The following is a 25,102-nucleotide window of genomic DNA, read 5'->3' as shown; positions in this document are numbered from 1 at the left end:
ATCCTCCTTTTTAATGGTTGGTTACACTTTCATTTTAAGGGGATCCTCATGCAAGGGCTATTTTTATGCTTGTTTGAGTTTATCTAGCACCACGGGTATTCAAAATAAATTAATTTTCTTTCATTGCCATTTTTAACTAGACATATAATCTAAATCATACGATTAGTTTATTACTGAAAAGTATATAGAAAGATGAGGATCAGAATGTTGCAAAGCGCTTTTTAAAGAAAGCTTTGCGGTCTTTTCATGTTTCGACTCCTTGTGTCATCACAGTTGACAATAATCCAGCTTATCCTGTAGCAAGGAAGAGTTGAAGAAAGAAAAAAAGATGCCTGTAGGCATCCAAGTAAGGCAAGTGAAATATCTTAATAACATCGTCGAACAAGATCATCGATTTATTAAAAAGCGAGTTCGTTCAATGTTAGAATTGAAATCCTTTCGCACAGCTAAATCCATTATTTCTCGAATAGAAGCTATGCATATAGTAAAAAAACGGCAACTTGTTTAACGGGATCAGACTGTCCAAAATCAAGTGAAGTTTATCCACCAACTATTTGGAATGGTTGCTTAAAGGCTTTATTAAATTCAAAATCTTTTTTCAGCTATTCGTAAAGATGGACTTATAGCCACACAAATCTTCCATAATCTAGCTAACCCATTCATAGGTTGGGACTCAGTCGAGGCAGTTTTTATAATCTACCTATGAATTTTAGTCATCATTCAGTGAATGCTGCACTTCTGCTTAACTTATTTATTTTGTCAAGTTGCTCATATAACCACCGAACAAAGTTTTTACCCTCTGATCCCAGCTCTTCCTTACCCTCTCGAATTAACTGATCACCTAAATAGAAACCTTTATCAAGCGCTTGAAACAAATGTTTATATAATGTGGCTTTTTCGTTCTCTTTTCGCAGCTCAGGAGAGAGAAACTCATGCTTCCTAATAGTTTGTAAATAGTACAATCCTAGATAAGTGTATACATGAAAAGCGGCTAAAACACGGTCCACCGGCCAATAGGTATCCCGCCAAGTGATATATATAGGACGTGACGTTTGAGCTGAATATCCTGGCCTTAATATAGGTTTGATTAGTAATAGGTCGGCATATTTTTTGTGTAAGGATTCGTGAAGTATAGCCTCAGCAGTCTTAATAGGATTATCTACAACTAAACGTGAGAGGAATATAGTACTTGGAATGTCGTTGGTAGAAGCACTTTCAAATAAGTTTTCACGATTACCTAGTGTATCTACGATTGCGATCATTTGAACATGGGGTAAGACATTCTTTGATAAATCAGGCAATAATAAGGTTAAAAGTTCAAAGCTATATTGTAAAGTTTTTTGTGTCTTTTCATCAGGCATGACCAATATTGGTTCAGGGTCAGTCCCTGCTGCTAGTTCGTTTTGAAAGAGTGTTTTGAAATGTTTTTCAATAATATCATTGTTGGATTCATTAATAAACCAAATCCAAGGTGACGAATCAGTACTTCCAAGGTAAATAATTTTTTCCATTCGACTTTTTAAAGGACCTATTTGTTTGCCTTCATCCAGTATTGAGATTGTGTAATCTAATATTTTATTATAAAGTCTAATTTTCTCAGTCTTACCTTTTTTCAAAAGGCCAAAAGCTTTATTTAGCACATCTCTCATTACTGGATCTTGAATAACCCTGTGTGTGATTGTACGTTCAGATTTTTGAAACCGATCATACAGCCTTCTAAAGTCACTATTTTCTTCAGCTAACAACTCTGTAATAAATGTATAGGTGTGAAAGACTAAATCGTTTATAAATGTATATTTACAATACAAAGGATGAAGAGACATTTCTTTTTCCACTTGGAACACGTAGTTCTCGTTCATAATATTTTACTCCTTATCTGTTTCTTTTTGATTTTTTAAGGTATACAAATCCTGATTCAGCAAGTTGAAAGAGAACATTTTTTATTTCCTTTAAAGGCAGATGATCTAGTCCTACAAACTGTAATTTATCGTTTTGTATAAGGCTAAATCCTTCAGAACATAAACTCCATAAAGCGTAAGCCTCTAAATTCATCGTAACGCTTTTCCCTGTAATTGTACTGATTAATATTGCTTGTTGCTCCTCCTCAATAAATTCCTCATAGACCCCTTTTTCTTGATAGAAGATCAGTTCTTCACTATCAATATCCTCAACAGAAACAGGTATCTTATTGCATATGAGCAGTTCAAAACGCAGTAACATTTCCAACAATTCTTGAGACTGTCTTTTGGTCCATTTCAGTGTTTTGGCGAGTATATCTCTTTGCTCTTTGAAGGGGGTTGGGTTTTTTAACCAATGCTCCCATTTATATAACGAACCTGGAATTTCAACTAAGTAATCTCGGTTCGATTTGTAAAGCAATGTACACTTTTTAGGTTTTTGGTCAACAAATGAGTAATTTGATTGAAGGACGGTGACATCATCTGCCAGCCATGTATATTGATTGTCAATCGATTCAATAAATAATTTTGGTTTGCAGGTCAAGGGTTTGGGAAGACCGGTATCATAACAAGCACGCAAAAACATTTCCTCTTCTACTTCGCGTGAGGATGAACGATGAAACCAATTTGCATCTCGTCTTGGTCGATAAGGGCTTCGTCTAGCAGTTGCTTCCATTAGTTCGGATGTTTCAGTCTCGCTTATTCCTTCTCTGGTGATGTAATTAGTGCTTAAAGCGAGATCCTCATCATCTTTTGGTGGAATAATTTCGATTCCAAATTTATCCGGATTTAGACCGATAGGAGAATTCAAATCAAGAACAAAGGGGCTAGCTCCCCATGTTGAATAAGGAACACCGTACTGTTCATCAGATTTCCTCATAATTTCTTCGGCAAAGAAAATGGTTCTTGTTGTTTCTTGTTTATTCTCCCCTGGAAATCCAAGAATTACAAAAAGATGTACAGGAATACCTGATTCCAAAAATGCATGTAGATTCTTAGGGATATAATCAACTCTAGTTTCTTTGTTCATCAAATCCAAAATACGCTGGTTAAATGATTCTAGTCCAAAGTTCATTCTACGGCACCCAGACTGATATAAGCGATTTGCAATTTTCTCATTTAAACCCGGAGCAAATCTCGTCTCTCCGTACCAGAACAATTTACTGTCGCGTTTAATTAATTCATCGCTAACACCTTGAAGAGTGGGCAGAGTTAGTAGCTCATCCACAAACATAAAATGCCTGGAACCATGTTTTTCTTTTTGGTATTCCATCTCATCGACTATTCTTTCGGGATTGCGCATACGAAACCTGTTACTAGCAAAAGGAATGGAGCAAAATGCACAATTAAAAATGCAGCTCCTTGATGCATAAGTCGGCAGAACAGGACCAGGAGCAAAATATTTTTCTAAAGGGTAGTCAGAGAAGTCGGCAAACGGTACTTCATCCAGCTGGACATCCTGAGGTGGAGTATGATGTAATTTATCTCCTTTCTTATATACATGTCCTGGTATAGATTCAACTCCACCATTGAATAAAGATTGGCAAAGCTTCGGAAGAGATTCTTCTCCCTCATATAGAATAAAGGAATCAATAAGCTGGCATAACGGATGAGGCTCCTTCCATTTATGAACAATCCGAGTTGTATAATTGCCTCCCATGGTAATGTGAATATCTGGACGAATTTCTTTGATCAATTTGGCGATTGTAATTGCTGCAACCAATTGGGTATCTGCAGAAACAGAAATTCCTACTAATCCTAGATTTGGGTCCTCTAAGTGAGGAGGAAGCATTTTTTGAAACAGCCATCGATAAATATTTTTTTCAGGATCATCTGCCGCTTTAAGTACTGCTTGGCTTGAACGAGCCGAATAGTATAAATCATTGGCAAACAAATCAAATTTCAATCCCGGAAACGATGCAGAGATAAAATGAAGTGCGTTGCGTAGAGTGATTTTGGCTTTCAGAAACTCTTCGTGATTTTGAAGACCAGAGAATGACCGCAATGTTTGCTTAGCATTGTCAATATTTTTTATCGTTTCAGGGTAAATTAGCCTAGCTCTTTCAAGTTCTGGGAGTAAATTGGAGTCGGAATCACGATACCTCTTTTCGAACAAGCTTTCAAGTGATAGTAGTCCTTTCCTTGATACAAGCCAGTCTACTGATTCAATACTTAAATCCAAGCATCTGACATCCCATCCTCGTGCCTTTAAAGATCCTGCAAGTAAGGGAATAGCCAGATGTGGTGCATATGTATTCCATAACGGAGGGTTGATTAGTAATATTTTGGGTTTACTCATAACCTAACCACAACTCCTTGTTAAGAAAGAACATCCAGGAGTAAAACCCCTGGATATTCTCAGTCAAAGTCTCAATCAGTTCTCTTTTAATTCGGGGTTCAGTTTTTTTCTCATAGCCGGAGGTAACGCGTACTGAACACCTGTGCGAATCTCAGGTTCGATTTTATTAATATAAGGTGGATCTACCATGTTTTTCTCACGAATGAGCTTTCCCAACTTCAAGATTCGCTCGTTGTTGCTCATCCTTTTCACCTCCTTTCAAAGGTTCACAAATAACAATTTCCGCATCGAGTAACATATTTAGGCTTTCTTCCAATTCCTTTAAGGTCACAGATGAATCGGAAGGAACAATTTCTTGATAAAGTTTAGTTATCTCATCGTAGGTTCTGTTATCACATAACTCGAATATTAACCATGCAGTAGGATTCAGATAGTGAATATTGGGTTTGTGAGGAGTATATATTAGAATTGTATTCCATTCCTCAACAGCCCTCGTACGGAGATTTGGGTGTTTCTTGTAGTATCCATTCGGGCAACTCACGAAGATCAACTCCTTTGTTTGTATTCACGCAGTATGGATCGGGTGCATCCCACCGTCCTGTGAAAGCATATGCCGTTGAACGGCAACCACCACGAGATCCTTGAGATTCATTGCAGTCTTGGCAATAATCAACTACATTTCCAGACCTTAATCTTTTGTAAAGCGGATCATCCCAAGTTTCCAAAAAAGACATTTTTCGGATATTACCGAAGTTGACATATTCTCTTAGATATGGACAGCCGATAGAATCTCCTTTGTAATTTACAGTTGCCATTTGCCAACAACAGTTTCCGTCATTAGGATGCCAAGATTGCATGATTGTTACATTATTAGGTACCCTGACACTCTGGATGGCTTCCATCATCTCATCAAGTGATAAGGAAAGTTCATTCCAATTGTGTTTTGCTCGTCCCAAAGGGTAAAGTCGAAGAAATCCCACTCGGTTAACCCCTAATTCCGCAGCTAAATCGACATATTGTTGGAGCTCGTTCGCATTTTTACGGTTGAGAATTAGACACATTAAGGTCGGGACCCCATGTTTCACCATGTATTTGATTCCTTTTACAGCACGTTGGTAGCTCCCTTTTACCCCGACCAAATCATCATGTGTATCCTCGGTAGCTCCCATTAAATCTACACAGACGGTCCCAACCCCAATTCGTTTAAATTCCTTAGCTATTTTTTCGGTGATTAATGTTCCGTTTGTACGAACCCAAGTTAACATTTTTGGACAACAATACTCCAAAATTTCTAAAAAGTCAGGCCTATGTAAAACTTCTCCACCCTCAAAAAAGACTTGAATAACTTCATTCTTTACCAACTCATCGATAAAATCTAGCCACTCTTCTTTTGTAAGTTCTTGACTAGACGGACTTTTTGTACAATTCCCATAACAATGTTTGCACTCCAAATTACAAGTATTTGTTATTTGGATTGTTAACTTTATTGGCTTATTAAGAACAAGTTGCAATTCCTGACCACCCCATTTTTTGTTATATTTGTAATTTATTTTAACAAATATTTATTATTATTACAATATTTGAAACTATTTTTCAATTATTATATAATTTAGTTCTATAAACAAAGTAAGATACGATTTATTTTCTTATGGTTGAAAAAGCGTGGATTATTCTTGTATTTGAATGATTATATATCCCGCTCTGAAATAACAAACGTGTCAGATCAACTTTTCAAAAAGCCGATCTTAAGTCAGCAAGCACCTAAGGTAATCGAGGACTATACAAGTTAAGGGCGTCTCTACGGGCATTCAGCTGTTACGAATACGTTTTTATAGAAGGGGTAATTGGCAATAACTTTTCAAAAAATATTGTCATCATAAGAAGGTAGCTTAGGCTACTTTTTCTTTCTCTTGGCATTGGAAAAGATTTTTAGACCTACCAAGGAGAATTCATATCATTTAAGACCAAATCGTAGTTTTCAATATAGTTTTTAAGTGATAAAAATTAGGGGGGACTCTTTAATGATCAAGAGCATTAAATTTTTGCGTCATGAGAGATCATATCGGCGCTTATTTATTTCCGGATTCATCAGTGGAGTAGGGGATTGGTTCAACAATGTAGCTGTATTGAGTATTATATTAACTTTAACTGGTTCTAGTTTGGCTGTAGGAATTACTCTTGCCCTACGAGTTCTCCCGTATTTAGTATTTGGACCATTGGGTGGAATGGTTGCTGATAGAATCCCTAGAAAAATCATACTTGTAACTATGGACTTGACTAGGTCTGTGTTAGCTTTATCTTTTTTGTTTGTCAATTCTAAAGATCAAATCTGGATTGTATATGTGGTTACTTTCGGGCTAGTTATCTTATCTACCTTCTATATACCAGCTCGGGCGGCTTCTATACCAACTTTGGTAAGAAAGGAAAATTTATTGACGGCAAACGCTTTGGATCAAACCAGTTTTGGAATTGTAATGATCATCGGTTCCGTTTCCGGTGCGTTTTTCACAGCTATATGGGGATTGCAGTTTGCTTTTATTTTCAATTCCGTTTCATTTCTTGTTTCTGCTCTTCTTACTATGGGGATTACTTTTCCACGTACCGGAACTAAATCCAATAAAATCACATATAAAGAGCAGATTAAATCATTTTTGTCTTTATGTAAAAAATCGCGTTTGCTTCGAGCTATTATTGTTTTGTCTGCCCTTTGGCCCGTAGGAGGTGGGGCAATCAATGTATTGTTAAGCGTTTACTCTTTTCAAGTCTTTGATATGGGGCAACAAGGTGTGGGAATATTTTACGGTTCACTTGGTTTGGGGTTTGTAATAGGCGGCATTTTTGCGGACTACATTTCACAAAATCTTAAAAAGATGGCAGCAGCGGGATTTATTTTAGAAGGAATATCTCTTTCAATTGTGAGTGTATCTCCATACTTCTCTTTAGCTTCATTAATGCTGTTTCTGGGTACAGTAGGTTCCAGCATAGGTATCGCAAGTACCAATACACTAGTAATGGAAGCTGTCAGCATCGATGAACAAGGTAAAGTCTTTGGTACGTTAGCTACACTGAGGAACAGCATTCTGGGAATTAGCATGTTTGTCGCAGGTTTGCTGTTAGAATGGATACAACCTCGTGTATTGGGCTTTTTGGGCGGTATTCTTATTACTATTGTAGGAGCGTTAGTGGGAATCCTATTGGTTACAGACCCATCTAAGCAAACATTCCAAGAAAAAAAGACATGCTGAACACCTAAGGTTTGCACATAAATCTGTCAAGTGGACAATGAAAAAAAAGATTATATTAAGCGGCGGCCTTTTCTCGGTATCAATCGTGGAAAGGTCGTTTAGTTTTTCTTGAAAATGATGGGTGATTGTAAAAATGAATATCTCTTGAATCGCTTGATAAGCCTGCTCGATCTTTTTGGGCACACTAAGTACAACTTCTATATCTTTAAATGTGAGGAGAAACATCGATACATGCGTTGTCATGGCAATTTACTTTTCGAGGATGGCTTCCTTGAATGTTAAGTTCTTTGATCTTGTTCTCATAGGATTTGATCATATACTGGAATCATTGATTGGAATGAGGAAGAGCGTTCTAACCCAACGGCTTCCCATTCAGTTGTTTCAGTGTATTCTCTACCAATTCAAGATCATTTTTTTCAGATAATTCCCTCGCAATAACTTACCACGAATCCTCTTTGTCCGTAGAAAGTCCGTTTTTTGCGGATCACGGATTGGGGATCTCTAGCTCCTTTATTAAAGTCGCACACAGTATATAAATCGTCAGTGAGTGACTGTGGAATTATTTTTTACACCTATTTACATTGATATTTCATACAAACAAGCTGTTTCATACCAGATGGAAAACGTTTATCCTTTTCTGCAAAAGGGAGGAAACCGAATGATTGCCAAAAAGATACAACATCCTTAAGATCTTTGACAACGGCAATTCGAACCTCCGGCCACCCCACTGAAGTTGCCCATTGAAGAAAACCCTTTGTAACTTCGGTGCCATAACCTTTTCCTTGATACTTTTTATGAATTATCAGCAATCCCAACCAAGGCATCTGATCTACATCGGCCTTCTCCCAATATTCAAGAAAACCTATCATTTCCTGATCCATCTTTTTAAATATCCCCATAACTTGTCTGCCTGTTAGTTCTGCAATATGTAAATCCCGCAACATTTGTTCTTTCGTATAGGAGCCTTCCCCGTCAGTTGTACCTTCCGTCAAATTAACGTAATCTGGATTAGACATATAAATCTCATAGAGCGCATTTACATGAATAGATTCAATCGGTTTTATGAGAAGTCGGTCAGTCTCAAACATTATACCTCTCTCCTTCAATAAATTACGGTTTAACTCACTCATATTCTCATTTTCCCAAAATAACTCTGCTTTTCACAACTGAATAGTTAATTTTTTGTTATACATTAAAATTTCCCTTCTTCTTGAATTACTTTAGTAATTATACCATAATTTTCCCTAAAATAAACTGCCTGGTTTGCATCAATTATCCGTTGGTAAATTATCTATTTTTTGAGAATCCACTAGTTGGTGTTATGTCAAGAAAATGGACACGTTAAACAGAGAGAAATATCTGAACTTATGCAGCTACTTTGGTATTATCCCCTACAGGTAGAGAGAACATTCGATATGATGTTCTTAAGAGTTCTATTTGAGAGGGGATTTTTTATATTCAAGAAAGGACAAACTTTTAACACCTATTCCGAAGATCTGAAACGGGTAGTTCATTTCTCTCTTATAACTAGTCATATAATATACATTATATGTCTAACAATCTCGTCTTTTTTGTGATATACTCGTCATATAATGTTATTTTTCAAAGCGATTATTTGCTCTTCGAATCCTTTTAAACTCGTCGTATAAGTGAAAGGGTGAAAAAGGTGCTCAACGAGTATGTCAATTACCTTCAAGAAAAAGGCGCTTCCCCAAACACGATCATCTCTTATACCAATGACTTGAATATCTTTTTCAACGATTTACATATCCGTCCGGGTGATTACGTCACGCCAGCTGACATCCGCAAATGGATCCAGCAAATGTTGAATCCGGCGGAAGGAAAACCGTTGGCCATTTCTACGATCAACCGCCGGCTTAATTCGTTGCGAAGCTTCTATGCGTGGGCGGTCAAACATCATAAGCTTGAGCAGAACCCAATGAAAGACATCCAGGATTTAAAATCGGCCGATGAAGACAATGAAAAAATCATGTGGCTGACGGAAGAAGAATTTGAGGACTTGTTGCATCGAATGCGGAAAAAACCGGTGCAAAGCCGGGGAGTTGATCCCGAGGAGAAATATCGTCGGGACCGTGCGGTGGTGTACCTGCTTACCTATGCAGGATTGCGGGTGGAAGAGTTATCCAATTTAAAATTAACGGACTTAGATTTAGAAATGAAACGAATTCGGATTGTAGGAAAAGGGATGAAGGTAAGAACAGTGCCGATTTCGAATATCTTGTTGGCAGAACTCGAGGATTGGCTGGAGTTTCGTTCGGAAATGGCGAAAAAGAAACCACATGTCGCCGCATCGCCATACGTCTTTTACAGCCAGCGCTCGCCGAAGTTTTCCGTAAGGGGCATTCAGCGAATGATTGAAAGCTACAGCCTGCCGAATAAAAAACTGACGCCCCATATGTTTCGGCATACGTTTTGTAAATGGATGTTAAAGGCGACGAACAACGATATCGAGAAAGTACGGAGACTCGCAGGTCATAGCAATATCGCCACGACATCACGATACTTAAAAGATAGCTACAGTGATTTGGCGGATGCCGTGGAGGCGTTGCCGAAATTCTAACATCAAGATGGATGACAGTTTTGGCATCGGAGCTGTCCAAGTACATTTAGAGACTATATAGAAAAAATGCCCTGGAGGGTAGAATTTCAGGGCATTTTTTTGTTCCCTTTCCGAGAAGAGTCAATTAAACTACGAAACCTTCAAAATTTACCTACCTTGTTAAAAAACCTCTTAGTAAGGTTTACAATCACTAAGATCTTCCTTGCTGGTCAATTAATAAATAGCTAGGAGAAATTTTTAATTTAGCATTGCTGCTCTAATAAAATCATATACGGGTTTAATCATTTTTGGTCCTCCATTGTAAGTGGTACCATTGACACTAAAACTGCCTCTATGAACAGCAATGATTTCATTTGATGAATTTAATAAAGAAGAACCGGATTGCCCATTGTAAGTATCAATTTGATAAAATGCAAGTTCATTGGTTTCTTTTGAAATAGAGCCAGTCATTCCCCATTGAGAAACTTCGTTATACTGTTCGATTTTATCCCCTGGGTATCCATAAAGTTTTGCTGATGTACCTTGAATGCTAGATACTTGTCTTAATGGAAGGTATCCAACTACATCACCAATATTTTTTCCTAAGTATGTGCTAAGCTTAAGTACTGCAAAGTCTTGAGTTGGATCGCCTGTTTGAACATAGTTGCTTGTAATATAATAATCTACTATTTGATATACCCCATATGAATACGTATTATTATTGACAGCGGGATATACATAACCGTTTATCGCACCAGACTGATTTGTAACATCCATAACACAATGTGCATTTGTAAGGACTTTATCTTTCCCAATAACAGTTCCTGTGCAAGTATACCAACCATCTCTAAATTCTAATTCAATGTACGCGATTTGTCTGTGAGGAGTGACTGAAGTATTGGAAACCTTTGTACGACCATCAGCACCAATAACGACCTGAGGGAAATATTCATTTGGAGATTTACCACCTATATATGTTGTTTCAGGGGTTAAATTATATTTGTAAGGTTTATTTTTTTTTGAAATCCGTATTTATCTCTGTTTTTGGAAGAACTTCACCGGTACCTTCCGAGCCTTCTGTGACTAAAGATTTGGAATTCTTTAACTTTTTTATGTAGTCTTCATACTTAATGACTTCACCTTTTGAATTAATCATGTCATAAGCATTATTACTATTTTTTTGAGCGTTGACGGTTTCTGGAGCATTAATTATGGGCGAAATGATAAACCCAACCATTACTAAAATGATAAATCCAATTTTTTTCATAAAGTAGCCCCCCTTTATGAATTTTTCAAAGTTATTATAACCAAATAGTTCATATATTTCAATTATTTTGAAAATTATAATTACATAGGTTCAATCTTTATAACTTCGACTTTGCCCGGATACGATTCTAAAATCTCTGAATACCACACTTTTACTTTTTGTCCATTTTCTATTCCCCTCAAAGTACCAAACCCCTTAATTAATAACTTACTCATATTATATTTTCTTCTTAATTCCTGTATTGTTAATTTGTTTGCGTCTTCCTGAACAAAATCTGGATCTTCAACTAAATATACTTCCCCTTCTTTCATAATTATAAAACCTTCCAAAGTAGCTTCTTGATTAAGAGATTGGTTAGTTCTATATTCGCTAAAGAAAAATAATAATAATATAAGACCTAAAATAGTACTCACTAAAATATATCTTTCCATACGCTTGCCTCCTAGCTTTTATATTTTGTGTTATATAATGGTCTATCTTCTATAGATCCATAGTTTTCCCTTCCCAAGATAACAGAGCATTTTATAGTAATACATATTCAGCATATTCAGTGAAGGCTGTACTTTGGAAACCTCGCAACCACCTCTAGGTATCGTTGAAACTCTCCATTCTTGAAAATGCGCTCAATGGCTCGATCAACTTCTTTTTGGATTTTGTTCAGCTTTTGCAGGTTTCGTCTATGTCGCCAAGCCGAGCATACCCAAAACGAGGGATTTCGTAGATCGGCTTGCTCTGATCATTGTACCTGCCGAACCGCCCAGCTCTACCGTTCGATAGATTGCATTCCTATCCATTCATAGATGACGCTATGCGGGGGCTAGCCCCCGCACCCCCAGCCAACCTCACACCCCAAAACAAGAAGGGTATCCTTAGCTTGTGTTAGAAGTAAATAAAACTAGAAATTTATAAAGCCAGCCTATTGAATGAAAAATACTGGGTGGGAAAATTAGAAAGGTGGAGAACTTTTGAAAAAAGCAAAAATTATATTGCCAGTTGCTCTTTTTGTTATTTTAATAAGTTATACATTATTTATGTTGTTTAGCGCTTACAAATATGAGCTCTATGATAAAAGAATAGAAGGACAACAAGAAAAATTCGCCTTAAAATCAAAAAGAGCACTAATTCTTGAAATCAGTGCTCTTTTTGATAGATTAATTCGGTCTAAATGTAGTAGAAGATAGATTAATTCGGTCTAAATGTAGTAGAAACTCCTGGTAAAACTCTGTATCTATCACCTGTTAATGCATATGCTGTACCTGATAGATATGCAACTCCTCCATTATTTTTGTTCATCGTTACAGCTCCGCTAACAGTTGATCCTAAAGCTCCCATACCACCTACAGGGACATCTCTTTTAAATCCAGAATAATATCTTAACTTTACAAGACCTACAAAGTTATATGGCCATGCTGTAGCGGGTTTTACAGACCAATACACAATTCTTCCAGAATCACCAGCTACAATGCTTGCTCGCCCTCCTGGACCAGTAACTGATGAAAAAGGTATAATAATATTATTTTCGCTACTTATTTCACTTTCATTTACAACAACACTATTAGGGTGGTTAAAAATAGCATCAGAAATTTCGGGATCATCACCGAAACTTATAACTGTAATTTCATCATCTTCATAGATAATTTCTCCTGTTTGAGATAATTTTTCTAGTTCTTGATCAGCCTTCTCATTAGCGAATGCTGGAGTGACTAATACAAGAGAAAAAAATATCATAACTGCTGAAAAGATAAACTTTCTCATAAAACTCTCCTCTCTTTCTATACCTTCCATTTTTCTTATATAATAACATAAAATGAAAAGAGAGGTGCTTTGTTTTGGAGCAAAAAAATCATTATAAAAATCTATTAAAGAAGATTTGTAAAGCTAATAATATTTCCCCTCAAAGGCTTAGATTCGAACAAATTGAAGATTTTGTAATTATTAATATAAAAAATCAATTGAAAGAGGGCGTAGATTTAGAATGCTTTAAAATTTTAAACTTGATCCATCAAACAGCTTCACCTTTAGGAATACGCTTTGAACAACAGTTATACTTATATCCACGAGGAGAGAGATTAGACAGAGTAACAATAATGTTTAATAAAGAGGACTACGTACTTTTAAATGAAAAATTAGAAAAAGGAGATATTTAAAGGAAAGAATTAGAGCGCCTTAAAGGCGTTTTCTGTTGCCTTAAAGGCAACAGAAGGGGTAAACAAAGGGGCATGTCCTTTTCGGGCCAGAAATGCCCCGTATGGCGTCTGTCAACGGTAAGCGGACCGAAGGGAGCATTAAGGAGTTGACAGACTCACTACACCAAGACCCTCTTGGTGTGTCAAAAGTTCACCTTTTGACCTGCCTACCGGCGAGGGAGCCCCCTCAAAAGTGAGGGGGTTGGGGGAGTTTTTGAGCTACACTTCTCTTAATCTATCTATCTTCGAGAAGGAGCTGAACCCCCTCATATGAGCTATGCTGTTTTACATATGCAAAAGCTAAAACAACCTGCGATCAAGGGCATTCAAATTCATAATCAAAGGGAAAAAGAGAGTCAAACGAATCCAGATATTGATGGAGGACGTTCACACTTAAATTACGATTTGGTCAATCCGAGTCCGATTGATTACAGCGAGAAGATCAACAAAATGATTGAGGAAAGGGTGACAACTGGCAAAGCCATTCGGAAAGATGCGGTGAAAGTGGCCAGTTTTCTTGTGACGTCTGATTCGGAGTATTTTCACAATCTCTCGGAAAAAGAAGAAAAGCGATTTTTTGAATCTGCCTATGAGTTTTTCGTAAAAGAATATGGAGAACAGAACATTGCTTATGCGATGGTTCATAAAGACGAGAAAACTCCCCATATGCACGTTGGTTTTGTGCCGATTACAGAAGATGGTCGGCTTTCCGCAAAAGACTTCTTCGGTAAAAAGCAACAATTGGTGAAGCTACAAGATAAGTTTCATGACCATATGGTGAAAGAAGGATTTGATCTGGAGCGGGGGATTTCATCCAGCCGTAAACATGTAGAATCAGCTAAATACAAAGCATTGACGTTCAAACGAATGGAAGAGGTAGCGAAAGAAAGATATGAGCGGACAATGGAGCATATTCAAAAGATTGACGATAAAACAAAAGCAATCGAAGACATTGAAGCAAAAAAGGTTCTTGGACTGGTGGGGATGAAAGAGCAGGATTATAAAACTCTGGTGGATTACGCCATGAATGGAGTCGTTTATCAGCTCCAAACGGAGAATTTGCAGAAAGAGCTGGAGAAGGCTCAAAAAGAAGTAGCGCAGCTTAAAAAGGATATGAAGCTTGGACAGGAAAAGATTCGGCACTATTACAAAGACGTTGAAAAGAATATGGATGCGTTGGCAGAGAAAAAAGCCGTAGAAAAGCTGAAAAAGAGCGATATCGTAAAGAATTATGGGGAATTAATCGACAAATACATGGACTAGTTCGGGAGTATAATGATCAGTTACAGGAGAGAAAAGAATTAAGGCAAAAGGTCAATGATCTGACTTTCGAGAACCGTTCTTATCAAAATGAAAATCGAGAATTGAAATCAGAGAACAAGAGACTGAATGAAAAGCTGTCGCAGATCAGTAAGGAGTTTTCTGCATTCAAGCAGAAAGTGACTGCGATTTTATATGCTCAAATCGATCGGGTGAAAACATTCTTGCGGATCAAGGATGCAGATCAAAAATATATCAAATACTTGGATGATAAGCGCGATACATTCGTTCAGGATTCATTGGATAAATTGGAGAAACCTCAAAAAAGTAAAGAAATGGAACTGGGACGTTGATGGTATAAAAATAGATCGAGTAATTCTCCACTACTCGCTTTATTTAATTCTTTTAAGATGTTCGTATTCTTTTTTGGTTTTATTGATTCCTTGACCTTTATGTCCAATCATTGGATTTAATCGATAAGTATTAGAATTACCTACTTTGGGACCCTTACGAATAATATCTTGTTCGAGTAAACCTTTAATGGCTCTTGCTACAGATGGTTGTTTCATTCCTAATTCTTTTGCTATTTCAGTTTGAGTTACTCGTATATAATTTTCAAAATCTAGCTTCCCTAATAGTTTTAAAAACACCCTGTATTCTTCATAGCTCAATTTAGCGTCAGCTACCCAATTTAATGCTTCTTGGTACATAGCCATCCAACCACCTCCTAAATTAGATTTCATAGGTTTATATGGCATTGTAAGACTAATTATTTCCCCTGTTTCAGTATCTACATTAGCATGTAACATTTTCGCCTTTTTGAGACGTCTGTATTCTTCTTGATTCATTATGTATTTTACACCCCCTAATATATGTCTAATATCGTTATGTATATTCTAAGGTGTATATCTTACGAGCTATAAAGTATAGCTCCACAGCTATATAGCGCTACAGCTATAGTTATAGTTTATAGCTCACCAGCTATATAGTCAACCCTTCAAACCATTGATATATCTGTCCTTTTTAAATTCCCTTTCTGTATCTGTAAAAAAAGGGGCTATCCACTATGCAAGGTTCGGGTAGTATTTTCCCCACTAACGTTCCGAAAATCTCCACCCTTTGTATTCATTCGATTGTTGGTAATAACTCATGATTCATCCCTCACTATGGCGTACAGTGGCTCATACAGTTTTTTCCCGTTCTCTTCATATTCCAGATACCCTACTATCTCATAATCAATGAGAAATTCTCCTGAAGGAATCTCAGAAATGGTCTTAAGACCCGGCGGCTTAGTGCGATAAATCGGCTTTTCGCTGCCCAGGATTTCATGGTACTCGTACATAATTGGTCATCCTTTCTTCAAATGGTCTTGGTTTATTGGAATGTTGAGCGTTAAGACTCAACTAGCACCACGAGTATAGTTTTCATTAGAACCGAACGAGAAAGGTTCAGGCATACTAATGCTGCCCGATAGCTTTCTCGTTCGAGTATATATATTGCTGACAAAAAATCGCTGCTTACGATTTGCCGTTTTCCTGCTTCTCGGGAACGGGGTCGAATCCACCGGGATGAAACGGGTGGCACTTTAAAATTCGCTTTATTGTCAGCCATCCGCCTTTAATGGCGCCAAACCGTTTCACCGCTTCTAGACCATAGTGCGAGCAGGTTGGATAAAACCGGCATGTCGGCGGCTTTAACGGAGAAATGAAAATTTGGTAAAAACGGATGAAGGAAATCAATAATTTTTTCACCACTTCCCATACACCCAATCAATAAATGATTTCGTTAATAATGTATCATAAATGTAAAAAAGATGAAAAAAATCGAATTTCAGTGTATGATGAAAAGAGAAAATAAAGTAGGAGTGATTTGTATGCCTTCAGTAGAAAGCTTTGAATTGGACCACTGCGCTGTGAAAGCGCCGTATGTGAGACATTGTGGTGTTCATAAAGTCGGAAGCGATGGAGTTGTGAATAAATTCGATATTCGTTTTTGCCAGCCGAACAAACAGGCGATGAAGCCAGATGCGATTCATACGCTGGAACATTTATTAGCTTACACCATTCGTAAACATGCGGAAAAGTATGATCACTTTGATATTATTGATATTTCGCCGATGGGCTGCCAAACAGGATTTTATCTTGTTGTGAGCGGATCGCCGACAGTGGATGAAATCATTGATTTGCTTGAGGAAACGATGAAAGATGCGCTAAACGCGACTGAAGTCCCAGCAGCGACAGAGCGGCAATGCGGGCAAGCGAAGCTGCACGACCTCGAAGGGGCAAAGCGGCTCATGCGTTTCTGGCTAGAGCATGATAAAGAGGAGTTAAAGAAAGTATTTGGATAAAGTGGAAAGGCTATTATTATATTGATGATAACCTTATTCATTTTGCGAATGATCCTTTTCAGAAGGCGGGTCGATTGTGTGTTTGTACTTATATGCTTTTGATGTAGCAATCAAGGTTAAAGCAAGAATGAGCGCAGCAATGATCAGTGATGCCACTAAAGTCAAATACATCGCTAATTCACCTTTTTTCTTTCCATTGTAACACATTATCATCGTATTGGTGAGATGACACTTTGCACGAATGGATAAATAACAGGCATAATTTTGGTGATTATTGGTAATGAATATGTGTTAGGTAATAGCAAATAATATAGTTTGATTATGAATATATCTCAAGGTTATCCAATTGTACACATTCATATTAGAGGAGGAATGAGGATATGTCCAAACAATTAACAGACATTGTAAACAAGCAAATTGCCAACTGGAGTGTTCTTTACATTAAGCTCCATAATTATCATTGGTATGTCAAAGGTCCGCAATTTTTTACGCTTCATGAGAAATTTGAACAATTGTACAATGAGGCAGCGTTACATATTGACGAGTTGGCGGAACGTCTTCTCGCGCTTGGCGGAGCGCCGGTCGCTACGATGAAAGAATGTCTTGAACAATCATCCGTAAAAGAAGCGACTGGGCAAGAAACAGCGGAACAAATGGTCGCAACCATTGTGAGCGATTTTGAAACAATGATCGGAGAATTAAAAGAAGGAATGCAAGTTGCCGAGGAAGTCGGAGATGAAATAACAGGCGATATGTTGCTTGGGATTCATCAAAGCTTAGAAAAACATGTATGGATGTTAAAATCGTTTCTTGACCGATAAAATGAATCACTCCTTCGATGACGAAGGAGTGATTTTTTTGTAGGAGGTTGTCTATGCCTCTTTCCTCCTTTGCGCATATCATAATAATGCTTATTCACAGGAGGAGAGAGGATGCAAAAGTATGCGTCGATGTTTGGCATTTCGTTAGTTGGGTCGTTCGTTTCATTTCTAATTGGAAGCATGGACTCATTGGTAATGATTTTACTTTGTTTTGTGATAGCAGACTATGTAACAGGACTGATCGCTAGCGCTATTGAAGGAAGATTGTCAAGTCAAGTCGGATTTCGCGGCATTGTCCGTAAGCTGCTTATTTTTGTTTTAGTGGCTGTTTCCCATTTATTAGAGATCGCGATTGGCTGGAACAATCATTTTATTCGTGATGTGATTATCTTTTTTTATATCACAAATGAATTCATCTCCATTGTTGAAAATGCAGGAAGAGCAGGTGTTCCGATTCCATCCTTTTTAAGGAAAGCGATCGAACTTTTTAAAGACGAGATGAACTAATTTTTAGCATAATTTTTTTCCATTCACCCACACTAAACATAAAGAAAGTGATTATAAGGAGATGACAAGTGTGGCAAAGCAGCAAAAAAAAACCTATTATGTGTCGATCGCAACGGGAGAAATTTCGCAAGTAAAAACCGCTTCCCCTTGGGATTTTCAAATTGAAGCTACAGATGACGAAATTATTCAATTGCGTGAGTACTTTGATCAAAACTATTCTACAGATTGGCAAGCGTTTTGGCGCGCTCACGTTCCATATGTTCAATATCATTATGATCGTCAAAACGATGCTTATGATGAAACGCTAACGAAAATTTATCAACTCATTTATAAGCTTGGCAACGAAGAAGCAAAGGAACATATTCGTTCGCTTGGCATTCTCTCGGAGGAGACAAAAGATAAATGAGCTGCCAACCATGTTGGCGGCTTTTTTTGTTATGTCATTTGTCAGTATAATAAATAGAGAGAAAAATGGAATGAGGGTATGGAATCATGTATACGTTTTTGGATTACTACGGGAATCGTGTTTGGTTATCGTTTGCTGATCATCCATTTTCCCCATCCCCCGGCCATGTGTGGATGGTCTGCCGCTATCAAGGGCAATGGTTGTTGACGAATCATTCACAGCGAGGATTAGAGTTCCCAGGCGGGAAAGTGGAAAAGGGAGAAACGCCGGAACAAGCTGCGGTTCGTGAAGTGAAAGAAGAAACGGGGGGAATTGTCGGTTCGTTAACGTATATTGGCCAATATAAAGTAGAACCGTCCATCATAAAAAATATATACTTTGCGGAAATTGCAGCGATGGTTAAGCAGCCTTCTTATTTAGAAACAAACGGTCCGGTGTTGTTTCCGGAGTTGCCGGAACATATTCGGTCGGACGATCGGTTCAGCTTTATTATGAAAGATGATGTGCTGCGCTTAGTGTTAGAAGAAATAAAGAGACGTTCTTTATAACGCGGTGAACGTCTCTAGCGATGTTTCATTAATTTTTTTTCAATGATGCTGACAGCTTGATACATAACGGTCGATAAAAGCGCAATGACAAGCAGGCTCATTAAGACAAGCGTAAAGTTAAAAACTTGGAATCCGTAAATAATCATATAGCCAAGCCCTTGTTTCGAGACAAGAAATTCGCCGGTAATGACTCCGACCCACGATAAACCGACATTGACTTTTAACGTAGAAATAATGGTAGGAAACGATGACGGCAATACCGCTTCTTTGAAGCATTGGTAGCGGGTAGCGCCGAATGTTTTTAGCACTTTGAGATAGTTGGCATCCACTTCTTGAAAGGCAGAATAAACGACGATCGTCGTGATGATGACAGAGATAATGACTCCCATTGCGATAATCGAAGTAAATCCCGTACCGAGCGCGACGATGAGAATGGGAGCGAGCGCTACTTTTGGCATGGCATTAAATACGACTAAATATGGATCGAGCGTTTTCGATAGGCGCGGAAACCACCATAGGAGAGCGCCCAAGCATGCGCCTGCCAACGTGCCGATAATAAATCCTAATACGGTTTCAAACAACGTGACGAGCGTATGGGTAATAAGAGAGTGATCCGCAATCTTTTGAGCAAATAAGTTCCAAATCGCTGACGGAGAGCTGAACAAAAGCGGGTCGACCCAGTTATATCTGCTTGCCGCCTCCCATAGCAGGAAAAAGGAGACAAAGATAATGAACTGAAAAAAGCGGATGAGCCGCTTTTCTTTTTTCAATGTGGCGATGTACTGCTGATGAAGAGAACGAACGTGTTCATTTGTTTGTTTCAAGTTGATCAAGCTCCTTCCAAATGGATTGGAATAGCGAGGAAAATTGCGGGTGCTGACGTGCCGCAAATGGGGATAAACGGCGCAATTCATCGGGAACAATAAAGATGCGCGCGATTCGCCCTGGTTTTGCGGAAAACAGAAAAATACGGTCGCTCATCGCAATCGCTTCACTGATATCATGCGTAACAAGAAGCGCAGTTTTTCCGTAATCCTTTAGTGTTTGCCACACTAACTCTTCCAGTTTTAATTTCGTTTGGTGATCGAGAGCGGAAAACGGTTCATCCAAAAGTAACATTTTTGGGTCTGTCGCAAGAGTTCTTACGAGTGCGACGCGCTGACGCATACCGCCTGAGAGCTGATTTGGATAATGTGTTTCGACCCCTTTTAAACCGATGTAGGCAAGCAAATCCAGCGCCCGTTTTTTTGTTTCTTCCGTCAATGTTCCCATGATTTTTAAGCCAAGCAAAATGTTTTCCTCAATCGTTTTCCAAGGAAATAAATAGTCTTGCTGCAACATGTATCCAGCTGTTGGATGAGCGCGGTCCAATTCTTTTCCTTCGACGAAAACCGCTCCTTCTGTCGGCTGGATTAATGCGGCGATAATCGAAAGCAGCGTTGTTTTGCCACAGCCGCTAGGGCCGAGAAAGGAGACAAATTCCCCTTTCTCTACTGTAAACGATATATTTTCAAGGGCGATAACGGCTGTTTTTTCCGTAAAATATGTGTGGGAAACGCGGTCAACGGCTAAAAAACTCATATTTTCACCCGCTTTCGTTATTTGGACATCACTTTTTCCGCGAATGAATTATCGACAAGTGTTTCATGATCGATGCGTTTTGGCAATTCACCCGCTTCGTCCATAATGTTTTGCAAATTATTCCATTCTTCTTTGTCAAGAACCGGATTTGTCGCATATGTCCCTTGGCTTTTATAACGATCGACGACTTTTTCGATAATTTGAATATCCGTATCTTTAAAGTAAGGCTGAATTGCTTTTGCCACTTCTGCTGCGCTATGTGTTTCCACCCATTGCTCGGCTTTATAAAGTGCGCGTGTGAATTTTTCGATCGTATCTTTGTTGTTTTTAATAAAGCTTTGTTTTGCCATAAAAGTCGTATACGGGACGTGGCCGGATTCCGTGCCAAATGATGCGACAATATACCCTTTGCCTTCCTGTTCGAAAATGCTTGCTGTTGGTTCAAATAGTTGGACGAAATCACCTGTACCGCTGGCAAATGCGTTCGCGATATTAGCAAAATCGACGTTTTGAATTAGCTTTAAATCTTTATGTGGATCGATGCCATGCTTTTTCAAGACAAACTCTCCGACCATTTGCGGCATACCGCCTTTGCGCTGGCCAAGAAATGTGCTACCTTTAAGTTGGTCCCAAGTAAAGTTTTCAATTTTATTGCGGGAGACAAGAAAAGTTCCATCCGTTTGCGTCAACTGCGCGAAGTTAATGACTGGATCATTTGTTCCTTGGCTGTAGACATAAATGGATGTTTCTGAACCAACGAGGGCGATATCGGCTCCTCCCGAAAGAAGAGTTGTCATCGTTTTATCGCCGCCCCATGTTGTGGTGAGTTCGACCTTTAATCCTTCGTTTTTAAAAAATCCTTTCGATAGGGCAACATATTGCGGGGCATAGAAAATCGAACGAGTTACTTCCGCAACACGTACTGTCTTTATTTCTTCCTTCGTTTGCTTGTTGCAAGCAGCTAGCGGAATAATAAGAAGGAAGAGAAAAAGCGATATCATAGCAATCTTTTTCATGCAGGGAACCTCCTTGGAAAGGTGAAATGAAACTTACTTCACCTTATCGTATGCGCAAGACAAAAATGTGTGAATGCCTAATGGAAAGGAAGAAATATATGGAGATGGACGGATATATCGTGGATCAATATAGATTTCCTTCCCCCAACCCGCATGTGGATGTATTTCTCGTCACGTATTTATGTCAAGGGCTGAAAATTAAAGGTTTTTTGGCCCAGCCGAAAACACCTGGAATATACGATGGTTTTTTATACTTGCGCGGCGGAATTAAAAACGTTGGGCAAGTGCGCCTATCTCGCATTACACAGTTTGCTTCGTACGGATTTGTTGTCATGGCGCCATTTTATCGAGGAAATCAAGGGGGAGAAGGAAATGAAGATTTTGTGGGGGAAGATCGGTATGACGCCCTCGCAAGTTTCCGCCTTTTGCAGCAGCATCCCTGGGTGAATACAAAACGCATTCACGTATTTGGCTTTTCTCGCGGCGGAGCGATGGCGCTTCATACAGCGATTTTGGAGCCTGCGGTTTGTTCCGTCGTCGTCTGGGGCGGAGTATCTGATATTGCATTGACATATTGGGAGCGAGAAGATTTGCGGAGAATGATGAAACGGGTAATAGGCGGAACGCCAACGAAATATCCAGAGCGCTACCGGTGGCGAACCCCATTGTATGAGATCGAAAAGATTCAAGCCCCTGTGTTAATCATTCATGGAGAGAAAGATCGAAACGTTTCGATTGAACACGCGTATCGCCTTGAAAAAAGACTAAAAGAGGCAAATAAACAAGTGACGGCATGGTATTTTCCAAACTTTACTCATTACTTTCCACCGAAAGATAACCGCGAAACAGTTCGTCGGTTAACGGAATGGATGAAACGACAACCAAATGTATGATACGATAAAAAGAAAAGGGGTGTGTTTCAATGGGCATGCCGCTGGAATTTCAAACACTCATTGTGACAAAAGGCAAGGAAAAGCGAGTGAAAGACAATCTATTTATTCTAGAAAAGGAAGGGTATCGTATTTATCCGATCGATATTCCGCTTGAAGTGAGAAGAACGTTGCAAAGCGAAGCGAGCGGCCAAGCAGTGGTAAAAAAGCTGGAACTTGCCAACAATCAGACGATTGTAACGTATGAGCTGATTTCGTTGCATTCGATAAACTAAAAAAGGAGGGAATGATTCCCTCCTTGGAAGTTATACGATTGGACCGCCCAGCGCTTCGATTTCCGGAGCGATATGTTTAAACTTTTGAAAGTTTTCCCGGAATTTTGCGGCAAGTTCTTTTGCTTTTTGTTCATATGCTTGCTTATCGGCCCATGTATTTTTTGGCTGCAGCACTTCATCTGGTACACCAGGAATATGAATCGGAATTTCTAAACCGAAAATAGGGTCCTTCACTGTTTCGACATTGTCGAGTTCTCCTTCGACAGCTGCTTGCACCATTGCACGGGTATAGGCAAGCTTTATGCGGCTGCCGACTCCGTATTCTCCACCTGTCCATCCTGTGTTAACGAGGAACACTCGCACGTTATGTTCAACGATTTTTTTACCGAGCATTTCCGCATATTGCACAGCTGGAAGCGGTAAAAACGGAGCTCCAAAGCAAGTAGAGAATGTCGCTTGCGGAGAAGTGATGCCGCGTTCTGTACCCGCCAGCTTGCTCGTATAGCCGCTTAAGAAATGATACATCGCTTGTTCGCGCGTTAGCTTGCTAATCGGCGGCAATACTCCGAATGCGTCTGCCGTTAAGAAAATAATCGTCGACGGATGACCAGCGATGCTCGGATCAACGATATTGCTAATCGCTTGAATAGGGTAAGCAGCGCGGGTATTTTCCGTTAACGTAGCGTCATCATAATTAGGCAGTCTTGTATGCTCATCGATAATAACGTTTTCGAGCACCGCACCGAATCGGATCGCATCAAAAATTTGCGGTTCTTTTTCCCGTGATAAATTGATGCATTTTGCATAGCAACCGCCTTCGATATTAAAGATGCCGCGGTTGGACCAGCCGTGTTCGTCATCACCAATAAGACGGCGGTTTGGATCGGCGGAAAGCGTCGTTTTTCCCGTGCCGGATAGACCAAAGAATAATGCGACATCCCCTTCTTTACCGACGTTTGCCGAACAATGCATCGATAAAATTCCTTGTTCTGGGAGCAGATAATTCATCACAGTGAAAATCGATTTTTTCATTTCGCCAGCATATTCTGTGCCACCGATTAGCACGATCCGCCGTTCAAAAGAAATAATGATAAATGTTTCCGATCTTGTTCCATCAACAGCAGGATCTGCTTTAAAGTTTGGTGCGCAAATAACGGTGAATTCCGCTTTGTGTGTTTGCAGTTCTTCCGCTGTTGGGCGAATAAATAGTTGATGTGCAAATAAATTTTGCCACGCAAATTCATTAATGACTTGAATAGGTAAGCGGTATTTGGGATCAGCGCCGGCAAATCCTTTAAAAACAAATATTTCATCTTTTTTCATTAAATAGTCAATTACCTTATTGTATAAGTTTTCGAAAACTTCTTCAGAAATCGGCTGGTTCGTCGTCCCCCAATCGATTTTTGATTTCGTCGAAGCTTCTTCTACAATGTATTTATCTTTTGGAGAGCGACCTGTATATTTTCCTGTCGTTACCGCAACTGCTCCGGTAGCTGTCAACCGACCTTCATTTCGTTGCAACACTTTTTCTACAAGCTGTGCTACCGATAAATTATGAAACACATTTGGCTGTTGTAATAATGTGGTAAGTTTACTTGTCATATTAGCGACTCCCATGTACAAAACCTTCCTTTTTATTGAAATGGTCTCCTTCAAATAGTATAACACATTTTTATTATTAGTCCATACTATTTGTGACAATTTCTTTTCTTTTATTTTTCTCATTTTTGTTCATAAAAAAATTGTCTAATTTTGTTGACTTTCTTTATTTAATTACGATATGATAACTCATTGAACGGATACTCTTATCCCGAGCCGGTGGAGGGACAGGCCCGATGAAACCCAGCAACCGTCACAACTGGAAATGTGTGAAATGGTGCTAACCTGTGGCAAGGCAACGTCCTTGAGCGATAAGAGTGAAAGGAGCAATATGATT

Annotated in this window: 31 protein-coding genes, 2 pseudogenes and 1 riboswitch; of the genes and pseudogenes, 14 read left to right on the top strand and 19 right to left on the bottom strand. The window is 38.8% G+C overall.

Going from position 1 to position 25,102, the window contains the following annotated elements; all coding sequences use genetic code 11:
• Window positions 1-203: 203 nt before the first annotated feature.
• Window positions 204-571, top strand: a pseudogene (locus DCC82_RS14985) (DDE-type integrase/transposase/recombinase); the annotation flags it as partial.
• Window positions 572-716: 145 nt separating this feature from the next.
• Here the strand turns inward: DCC82_RS14985 and DCC82_RS14980 are convergent.
• The 5 genes from DCC82_RS14980 to DCC82_RS14965 all read right to left on the bottom strand — a co-directional run bounded on the left by DCC82_RS14980 (window position 717) and on the right by DCC82_RS14965 (window position 5,768).
• Window positions 717-1,859 (bottom strand): hypothetical protein, encoded by a 1,143-nt coding sequence (locus tag DCC82_RS14980; protein ID WP_047817797.1) that lies wholly within the window; start codon window positions 1,857-1,859, stop codon window positions 717-719.
• A gap of 13 nt (window positions 1,860-1,872) precedes the next feature.
• Window positions 1,873-4,257 (bottom strand): B12-binding domain-containing radical SAM protein, encoded by a 2,385-nt coding sequence (locus DCC82_RS14975; protein WP_097355013.1) that lies wholly within the window; start codon window positions 4,255-4,257, stop codon window positions 1,873-1,875.
• A gap of 75 nt (window positions 4,258-4,332) precedes the next feature.
• A complete protein-coding gene (locus DCC82_RS17720) occupies window positions 4,333-4,500 on the bottom strand; it encodes a hypothetical protein (protein ID WP_167438927.1) in 168 nt (55 codons plus the stop codon).
• Window positions 4,454-4,798: a PqqD family protein gene (locus DCC82_RS18760; protein ID WP_158268590.1), complete on the bottom strand. Its 345-nt coding sequence runs from the start codon at window positions 4,796-4,798 to the stop codon at window positions 4,454-4,456. Before DCC82_RS18760 ends, DCC82_RS17720 begins: the two co-directional genes overlap by 47 nt.
• Window positions 4,740-5,768: a radical SAM protein gene (locus DCC82_RS14965; RefSeq protein ID WP_097355011.1), complete on the bottom strand. Its 1,029-nt coding sequence runs from the start codon at window positions 5,766-5,768 to the stop codon at window positions 4,740-4,742. The genes DCC82_RS18760 and DCC82_RS14965 overlap by 59 nt, the downstream gene beginning before the upstream one ends.
• Before the next feature lie 510 nt (window positions 5,769-6,278).
• Between DCC82_RS14965 and DCC82_RS14960 the strand changes: the two genes are divergently transcribed.
• Complete coding sequence (locus DCC82_RS14960) at window positions 6,279-7,502, top strand: MFS transporter (RefSeq protein ID WP_097355010.1); 1,224 nt, start codon at window positions 6,279-6,281, stop codon at window positions 7,500-7,502.
• A gap of 55 nt (window positions 7,503-7,557) precedes the next feature.
• Here the strand turns inward: DCC82_RS14960 and DCC82_RS18900 are convergent.
• Window positions 7,558-7,941: pseudogene (locus tag DCC82_RS18900) on the bottom strand (IS3-like element ISBth8 family transposase); the annotation flags it as partial.
• Window positions 7,942-8,074: 133 nt separating this feature from the next.
• On the bottom strand, window positions 8,075-8,590 hold the full coding sequence (locus tag DCC82_RS14950) for a GNAT family N-acetyltransferase (protein ID WP_047817803.1): 516 nt from the start codon (window positions 8,588-8,590) through the stop codon (window positions 8,075-8,077).
• A 578-nt stretch (window positions 8,591-9,168) separates the two neighbouring features.
• On the opposite strand from DCC82_RS14950, the gene DCC82_RS14945 reads away from it, so the two are divergent.
• A complete protein-coding gene (locus DCC82_RS14945) occupies window positions 9,169-10,083 on the top strand; it encodes a tyrosine-type recombinase/integrase (protein ID WP_097355008.1) in 915 nt (304 codons plus the stop codon).
• A 237-nt stretch (window positions 10,084-10,320) separates the two neighbouring features.
• Here the strand turns inward: DCC82_RS14945 and DCC82_RS18310 are convergent, their stop codons facing one another.
• From DCC82_RS18310 to DCC82_RS14935, 3 genes are all read right to left on the bottom strand, one after another.
• Window positions 10,321-10,926, bottom strand: coding sequence for a trypsin-like serine peptidase (locus tag DCC82_RS18310; protein ID WP_233253039.1), 606 nt, complete (start codon window positions 10,924-10,926; stop codon window positions 10,321-10,323).
• A gap of 145 nt (window positions 10,927-11,071) precedes the next feature.
• Window positions 11,072-11,329, bottom strand: a complete 258-nt coding sequence (locus DCC82_RS18305; protein WP_233253003.1) for a hypothetical protein — start codon at window positions 11,327-11,329, stop codon at window positions 11,072-11,074.
• An 80-nt stretch (window positions 11,330-11,409) separates the two neighbouring features.
• Window positions 11,410-11,760: a DUF3221 domain-containing protein gene (locus DCC82_RS14935; protein ID WP_008881771.1), complete on the bottom strand. Its 351-nt coding sequence runs from the start codon at window positions 11,758-11,760 to the stop codon at window positions 11,410-11,412.
• A 534-nt stretch (window positions 11,761-12,294) separates the two neighbouring features.
• Here DCC82_RS14935 and DCC82_RS14930 point away from each other — a divergent pair.
• Window positions 12,295-12,510: a hypothetical protein gene (locus DCC82_RS14930; protein ID WP_097355007.1), complete on the top strand. Its 216-nt coding sequence runs from the start codon at window positions 12,295-12,297 to the stop codon at window positions 12,508-12,510.
• Between the two features lies 1 nt (window position 12,511).
• On the opposite strand, the gene DCC82_RS14925 is transcribed toward DCC82_RS14930, so the two are convergent.
• The gene (locus DCC82_RS14925) at window positions 12,512-13,084 is read right to left on the bottom strand and encodes a hypothetical protein (protein WP_108430407.1); all 573 of its coding nucleotides are present in this window, start codon (window positions 13,082-13,084) and stop codon (window positions 12,512-12,514) included.
• Between the two features lie 74 nt (window positions 13,085-13,158).
• On the opposite strand from DCC82_RS14925, the gene DCC82_RS14920 reads away from it, so the two are divergent.
• From DCC82_RS14920 to DCC82_RS17385, 3 genes are all read left to right on the top strand, one after another.
• Entirely contained in the window at window positions 13,159-13,476 is a 318-nt protein-coding gene (locus DCC82_RS14920; protein ID WP_033017351.1) for a hypothetical protein, read from the top strand.
• Between the two features lie 309 nt (window positions 13,477-13,785).
• Window positions 13,786-14,778, top strand: coding sequence for a MobV family relaxase (gene mobV, locus DCC82_RS14915; RefSeq protein ID WP_097355120.1), 993 nt, complete (start codon window positions 13,786-13,788; stop codon window positions 14,776-14,778).
• A 101-nt stretch (window positions 14,779-14,879) separates the two neighbouring features.
• A complete protein-coding gene (locus tag DCC82_RS17385; protein ID WP_097355121.1) occupies window positions 14,880-15,128 on the top strand; it encodes a hypothetical protein in 249 nt (82 codons plus the stop codon).
• A gap of 39 nt (window positions 15,129-15,167) precedes the next feature.
• Here DCC82_RS17385 and DCC82_RS14910 read toward each other — a convergent pair whose 3' ends face one another.
• The 3 genes from DCC82_RS14910 to yidD all read right to left on the bottom strand — a co-directional run bounded on the left by DCC82_RS14910 (window position 15,168) and on the right by yidD (window position 16,529).
• On the bottom strand, window positions 15,168-15,623 hold the full coding sequence (locus DCC82_RS14910; RefSeq protein ID WP_108430406.1) for a replication/maintenance protein RepL: 456 nt from the start codon (window positions 15,621-15,623) through the stop codon (window positions 15,168-15,170).
• A gap of 299 nt (window positions 15,624-15,922) precedes the next feature.
• Window positions 15,923-16,117: a hypothetical protein gene (locus DCC82_RS14905; RefSeq protein ID WP_041265042.1), complete on the bottom strand. Its 195-nt coding sequence runs from the start codon at window positions 16,115-16,117 to the stop codon at window positions 15,923-15,925.
• 175 nt (window positions 16,118-16,292) lie between these two features.
• Window positions 16,293-16,529, bottom strand: coding sequence for a membrane protein insertion efficiency factor YidD (gene yidD, locus DCC82_RS14900; RefSeq protein ID WP_041269731.1), 237 nt, complete (start codon window positions 16,527-16,529; stop codon window positions 16,293-16,295).
• A gap of 119 nt (window positions 16,530-16,648) precedes the next feature.
• On the opposite strand from yidD, the gene DCC82_RS14895 reads away from it, so the two are divergent.
• On the top strand, window positions 16,649-17,122 hold the full coding sequence (locus tag DCC82_RS14895) for an S-ribosylhomocysteine lyase (RefSeq protein WP_062755068.1): 474 nt from the start codon (window positions 16,649-16,651) through the stop codon (window positions 17,120-17,122).
• 33 nt (window positions 17,123-17,155) lie between these two features.
• On the opposite strand, the gene ytzI is transcribed toward DCC82_RS14895, so the two are convergent.
• On the bottom strand, window positions 17,156-17,293 hold the full coding sequence (gene ytzI / locus DCC82_RS14890) for a YtzI protein (RefSeq protein WP_073967992.1): 138 nt from the start codon (window positions 17,291-17,293) through the stop codon (window positions 17,156-17,158).
• Between the two features lie 209 nt (window positions 17,294-17,502).
• On the opposite strand from ytzI, the gene DCC82_RS14885 reads away from it, so the two are divergent.
• The 4 genes from DCC82_RS14885 (at window position 17,503) to ytkD (ending at window position 19,404) form a co-directional block, all read left to right on the top strand.
• Window positions 17,503-17,943 carry a Dps family protein gene (locus DCC82_RS14885; RefSeq protein WP_015864880.1) on the top strand — a complete coding sequence of 147 codons (441 nt, stop codon included), beginning with the start codon at window positions 17,503-17,505 and terminating at the stop codon, window positions 17,941-17,943.
• A gap of 111 nt (window positions 17,944-18,054) precedes the next feature.
• Window positions 18,055-18,450: a phage holin family protein gene (locus DCC82_RS14880; protein ID WP_062678036.1), complete on the top strand. Its 396-nt coding sequence runs from the start codon at window positions 18,055-18,057 to the stop codon at window positions 18,448-18,450.
• Window positions 18,451-18,520: 70 nt separating this feature from the next.
• Entirely contained in the window at window positions 18,521-18,856 is a 336-nt protein-coding gene (locus DCC82_RS14875) for a hypothetical protein (RefSeq protein WP_015864878.1), read from the top strand.
• Window positions 18,857-18,942: 86 nt separating this feature from the next.
• Window positions 18,943-19,404 (top strand): RNA deprotection pyrophosphohydrolase, encoded by a 462-nt coding sequence (gene ytkD / locus DCC82_RS14870; protein ID WP_015864877.1) that lies wholly within the window; start codon window positions 18,943-18,945, stop codon window positions 19,402-19,404.
• Window positions 19,405-19,418: 14 nt separating this feature from the next.
• Here ytkD and DCC82_RS14865 read toward each other — a convergent pair whose 3' ends face one another.
• Genes DCC82_RS14865 through DCC82_RS14855 form a run of 3 tightly spaced genes read right to left on the bottom strand, consistent with a single transcriptional unit; the run spans window position 19,419 to window position 22,001 of the window.
• On the bottom strand, window positions 19,419-20,228 hold the full coding sequence (locus DCC82_RS14865; protein ID WP_015864876.1) for an ABC transporter permease: 810 nt from the start codon (window positions 20,226-20,228) through the stop codon (window positions 19,419-19,421).
• Entirely contained in the window at window positions 20,212-20,985 is a 774-nt protein-coding gene (locus DCC82_RS14860; protein WP_015864875.1) for an ABC transporter ATP-binding protein, read from the bottom strand. Before DCC82_RS14860 ends, DCC82_RS14865 begins: the two co-directional genes overlap by 17 nt.
• A gap of 17 nt (window positions 20,986-21,002) precedes the next feature.
• On the bottom strand, window positions 21,003-22,001 hold the full coding sequence (locus DCC82_RS14855; RefSeq protein ID WP_015864874.1) for an ABC transporter substrate-binding protein: 999 nt from the start codon (window positions 21,999-22,001) through the stop codon (window positions 21,003-21,005).
• Between the two features lie 104 nt (window positions 22,002-22,105).
• Here DCC82_RS14855 and DCC82_RS14850 point away from each other — a divergent pair, with 104 nt between their 5' ends.
• Window positions 22,106-22,894 (top strand): alpha/beta hydrolase family protein, encoded by a 789-nt coding sequence (locus DCC82_RS14850; RefSeq protein WP_062755103.1) that lies wholly within the window; start codon window positions 22,106-22,108, stop codon window positions 22,892-22,894.
• 29 nt (window positions 22,895-22,923) lie between these two features.
• Complete coding sequence (locus DCC82_RS14845) at window positions 22,924-23,166, top strand: DUF2584 domain-containing protein (protein WP_015864872.1); 243 nt, start codon at window positions 22,924-22,926, stop codon at window positions 23,164-23,166.
• Window positions 23,167-23,196: 30 nt separating this feature from the next.
• Here DCC82_RS14845 and pckA read toward each other — a convergent pair whose 3' ends face one another.
• Window positions 23,197-24,783 carry a phosphoenolpyruvate carboxykinase (ATP) gene (gene pckA / locus DCC82_RS14840; RefSeq protein WP_041269730.1) on the bottom strand — a complete coding sequence of 529 codons (1,587 nt, stop codon included), beginning with the start codon at window positions 24,781-24,783 and terminating at the stop codon, window positions 23,197-23,199.
• Window positions 24,784-24,968: 185 nt separating this feature from the next.
• Window positions 24,969-25,083: riboswitch (SAM riboswitch) on the top strand.
• Window positions 25,084-25,102 lie beyond the last annotated feature (19 nt).

Source organism: Geobacillus sp. LYN3, from assembly GCF_003064505.1.
GTDB classification, from domain to species: domain Bacteria; phylum Bacillota; class Bacilli; order Bacillales; family Anoxybacillaceae; genus Parageobacillus_B; species Parageobacillus_B toebii.
This window is presented reverse-complemented; position numbering and strand designations above follow the sequence as displayed.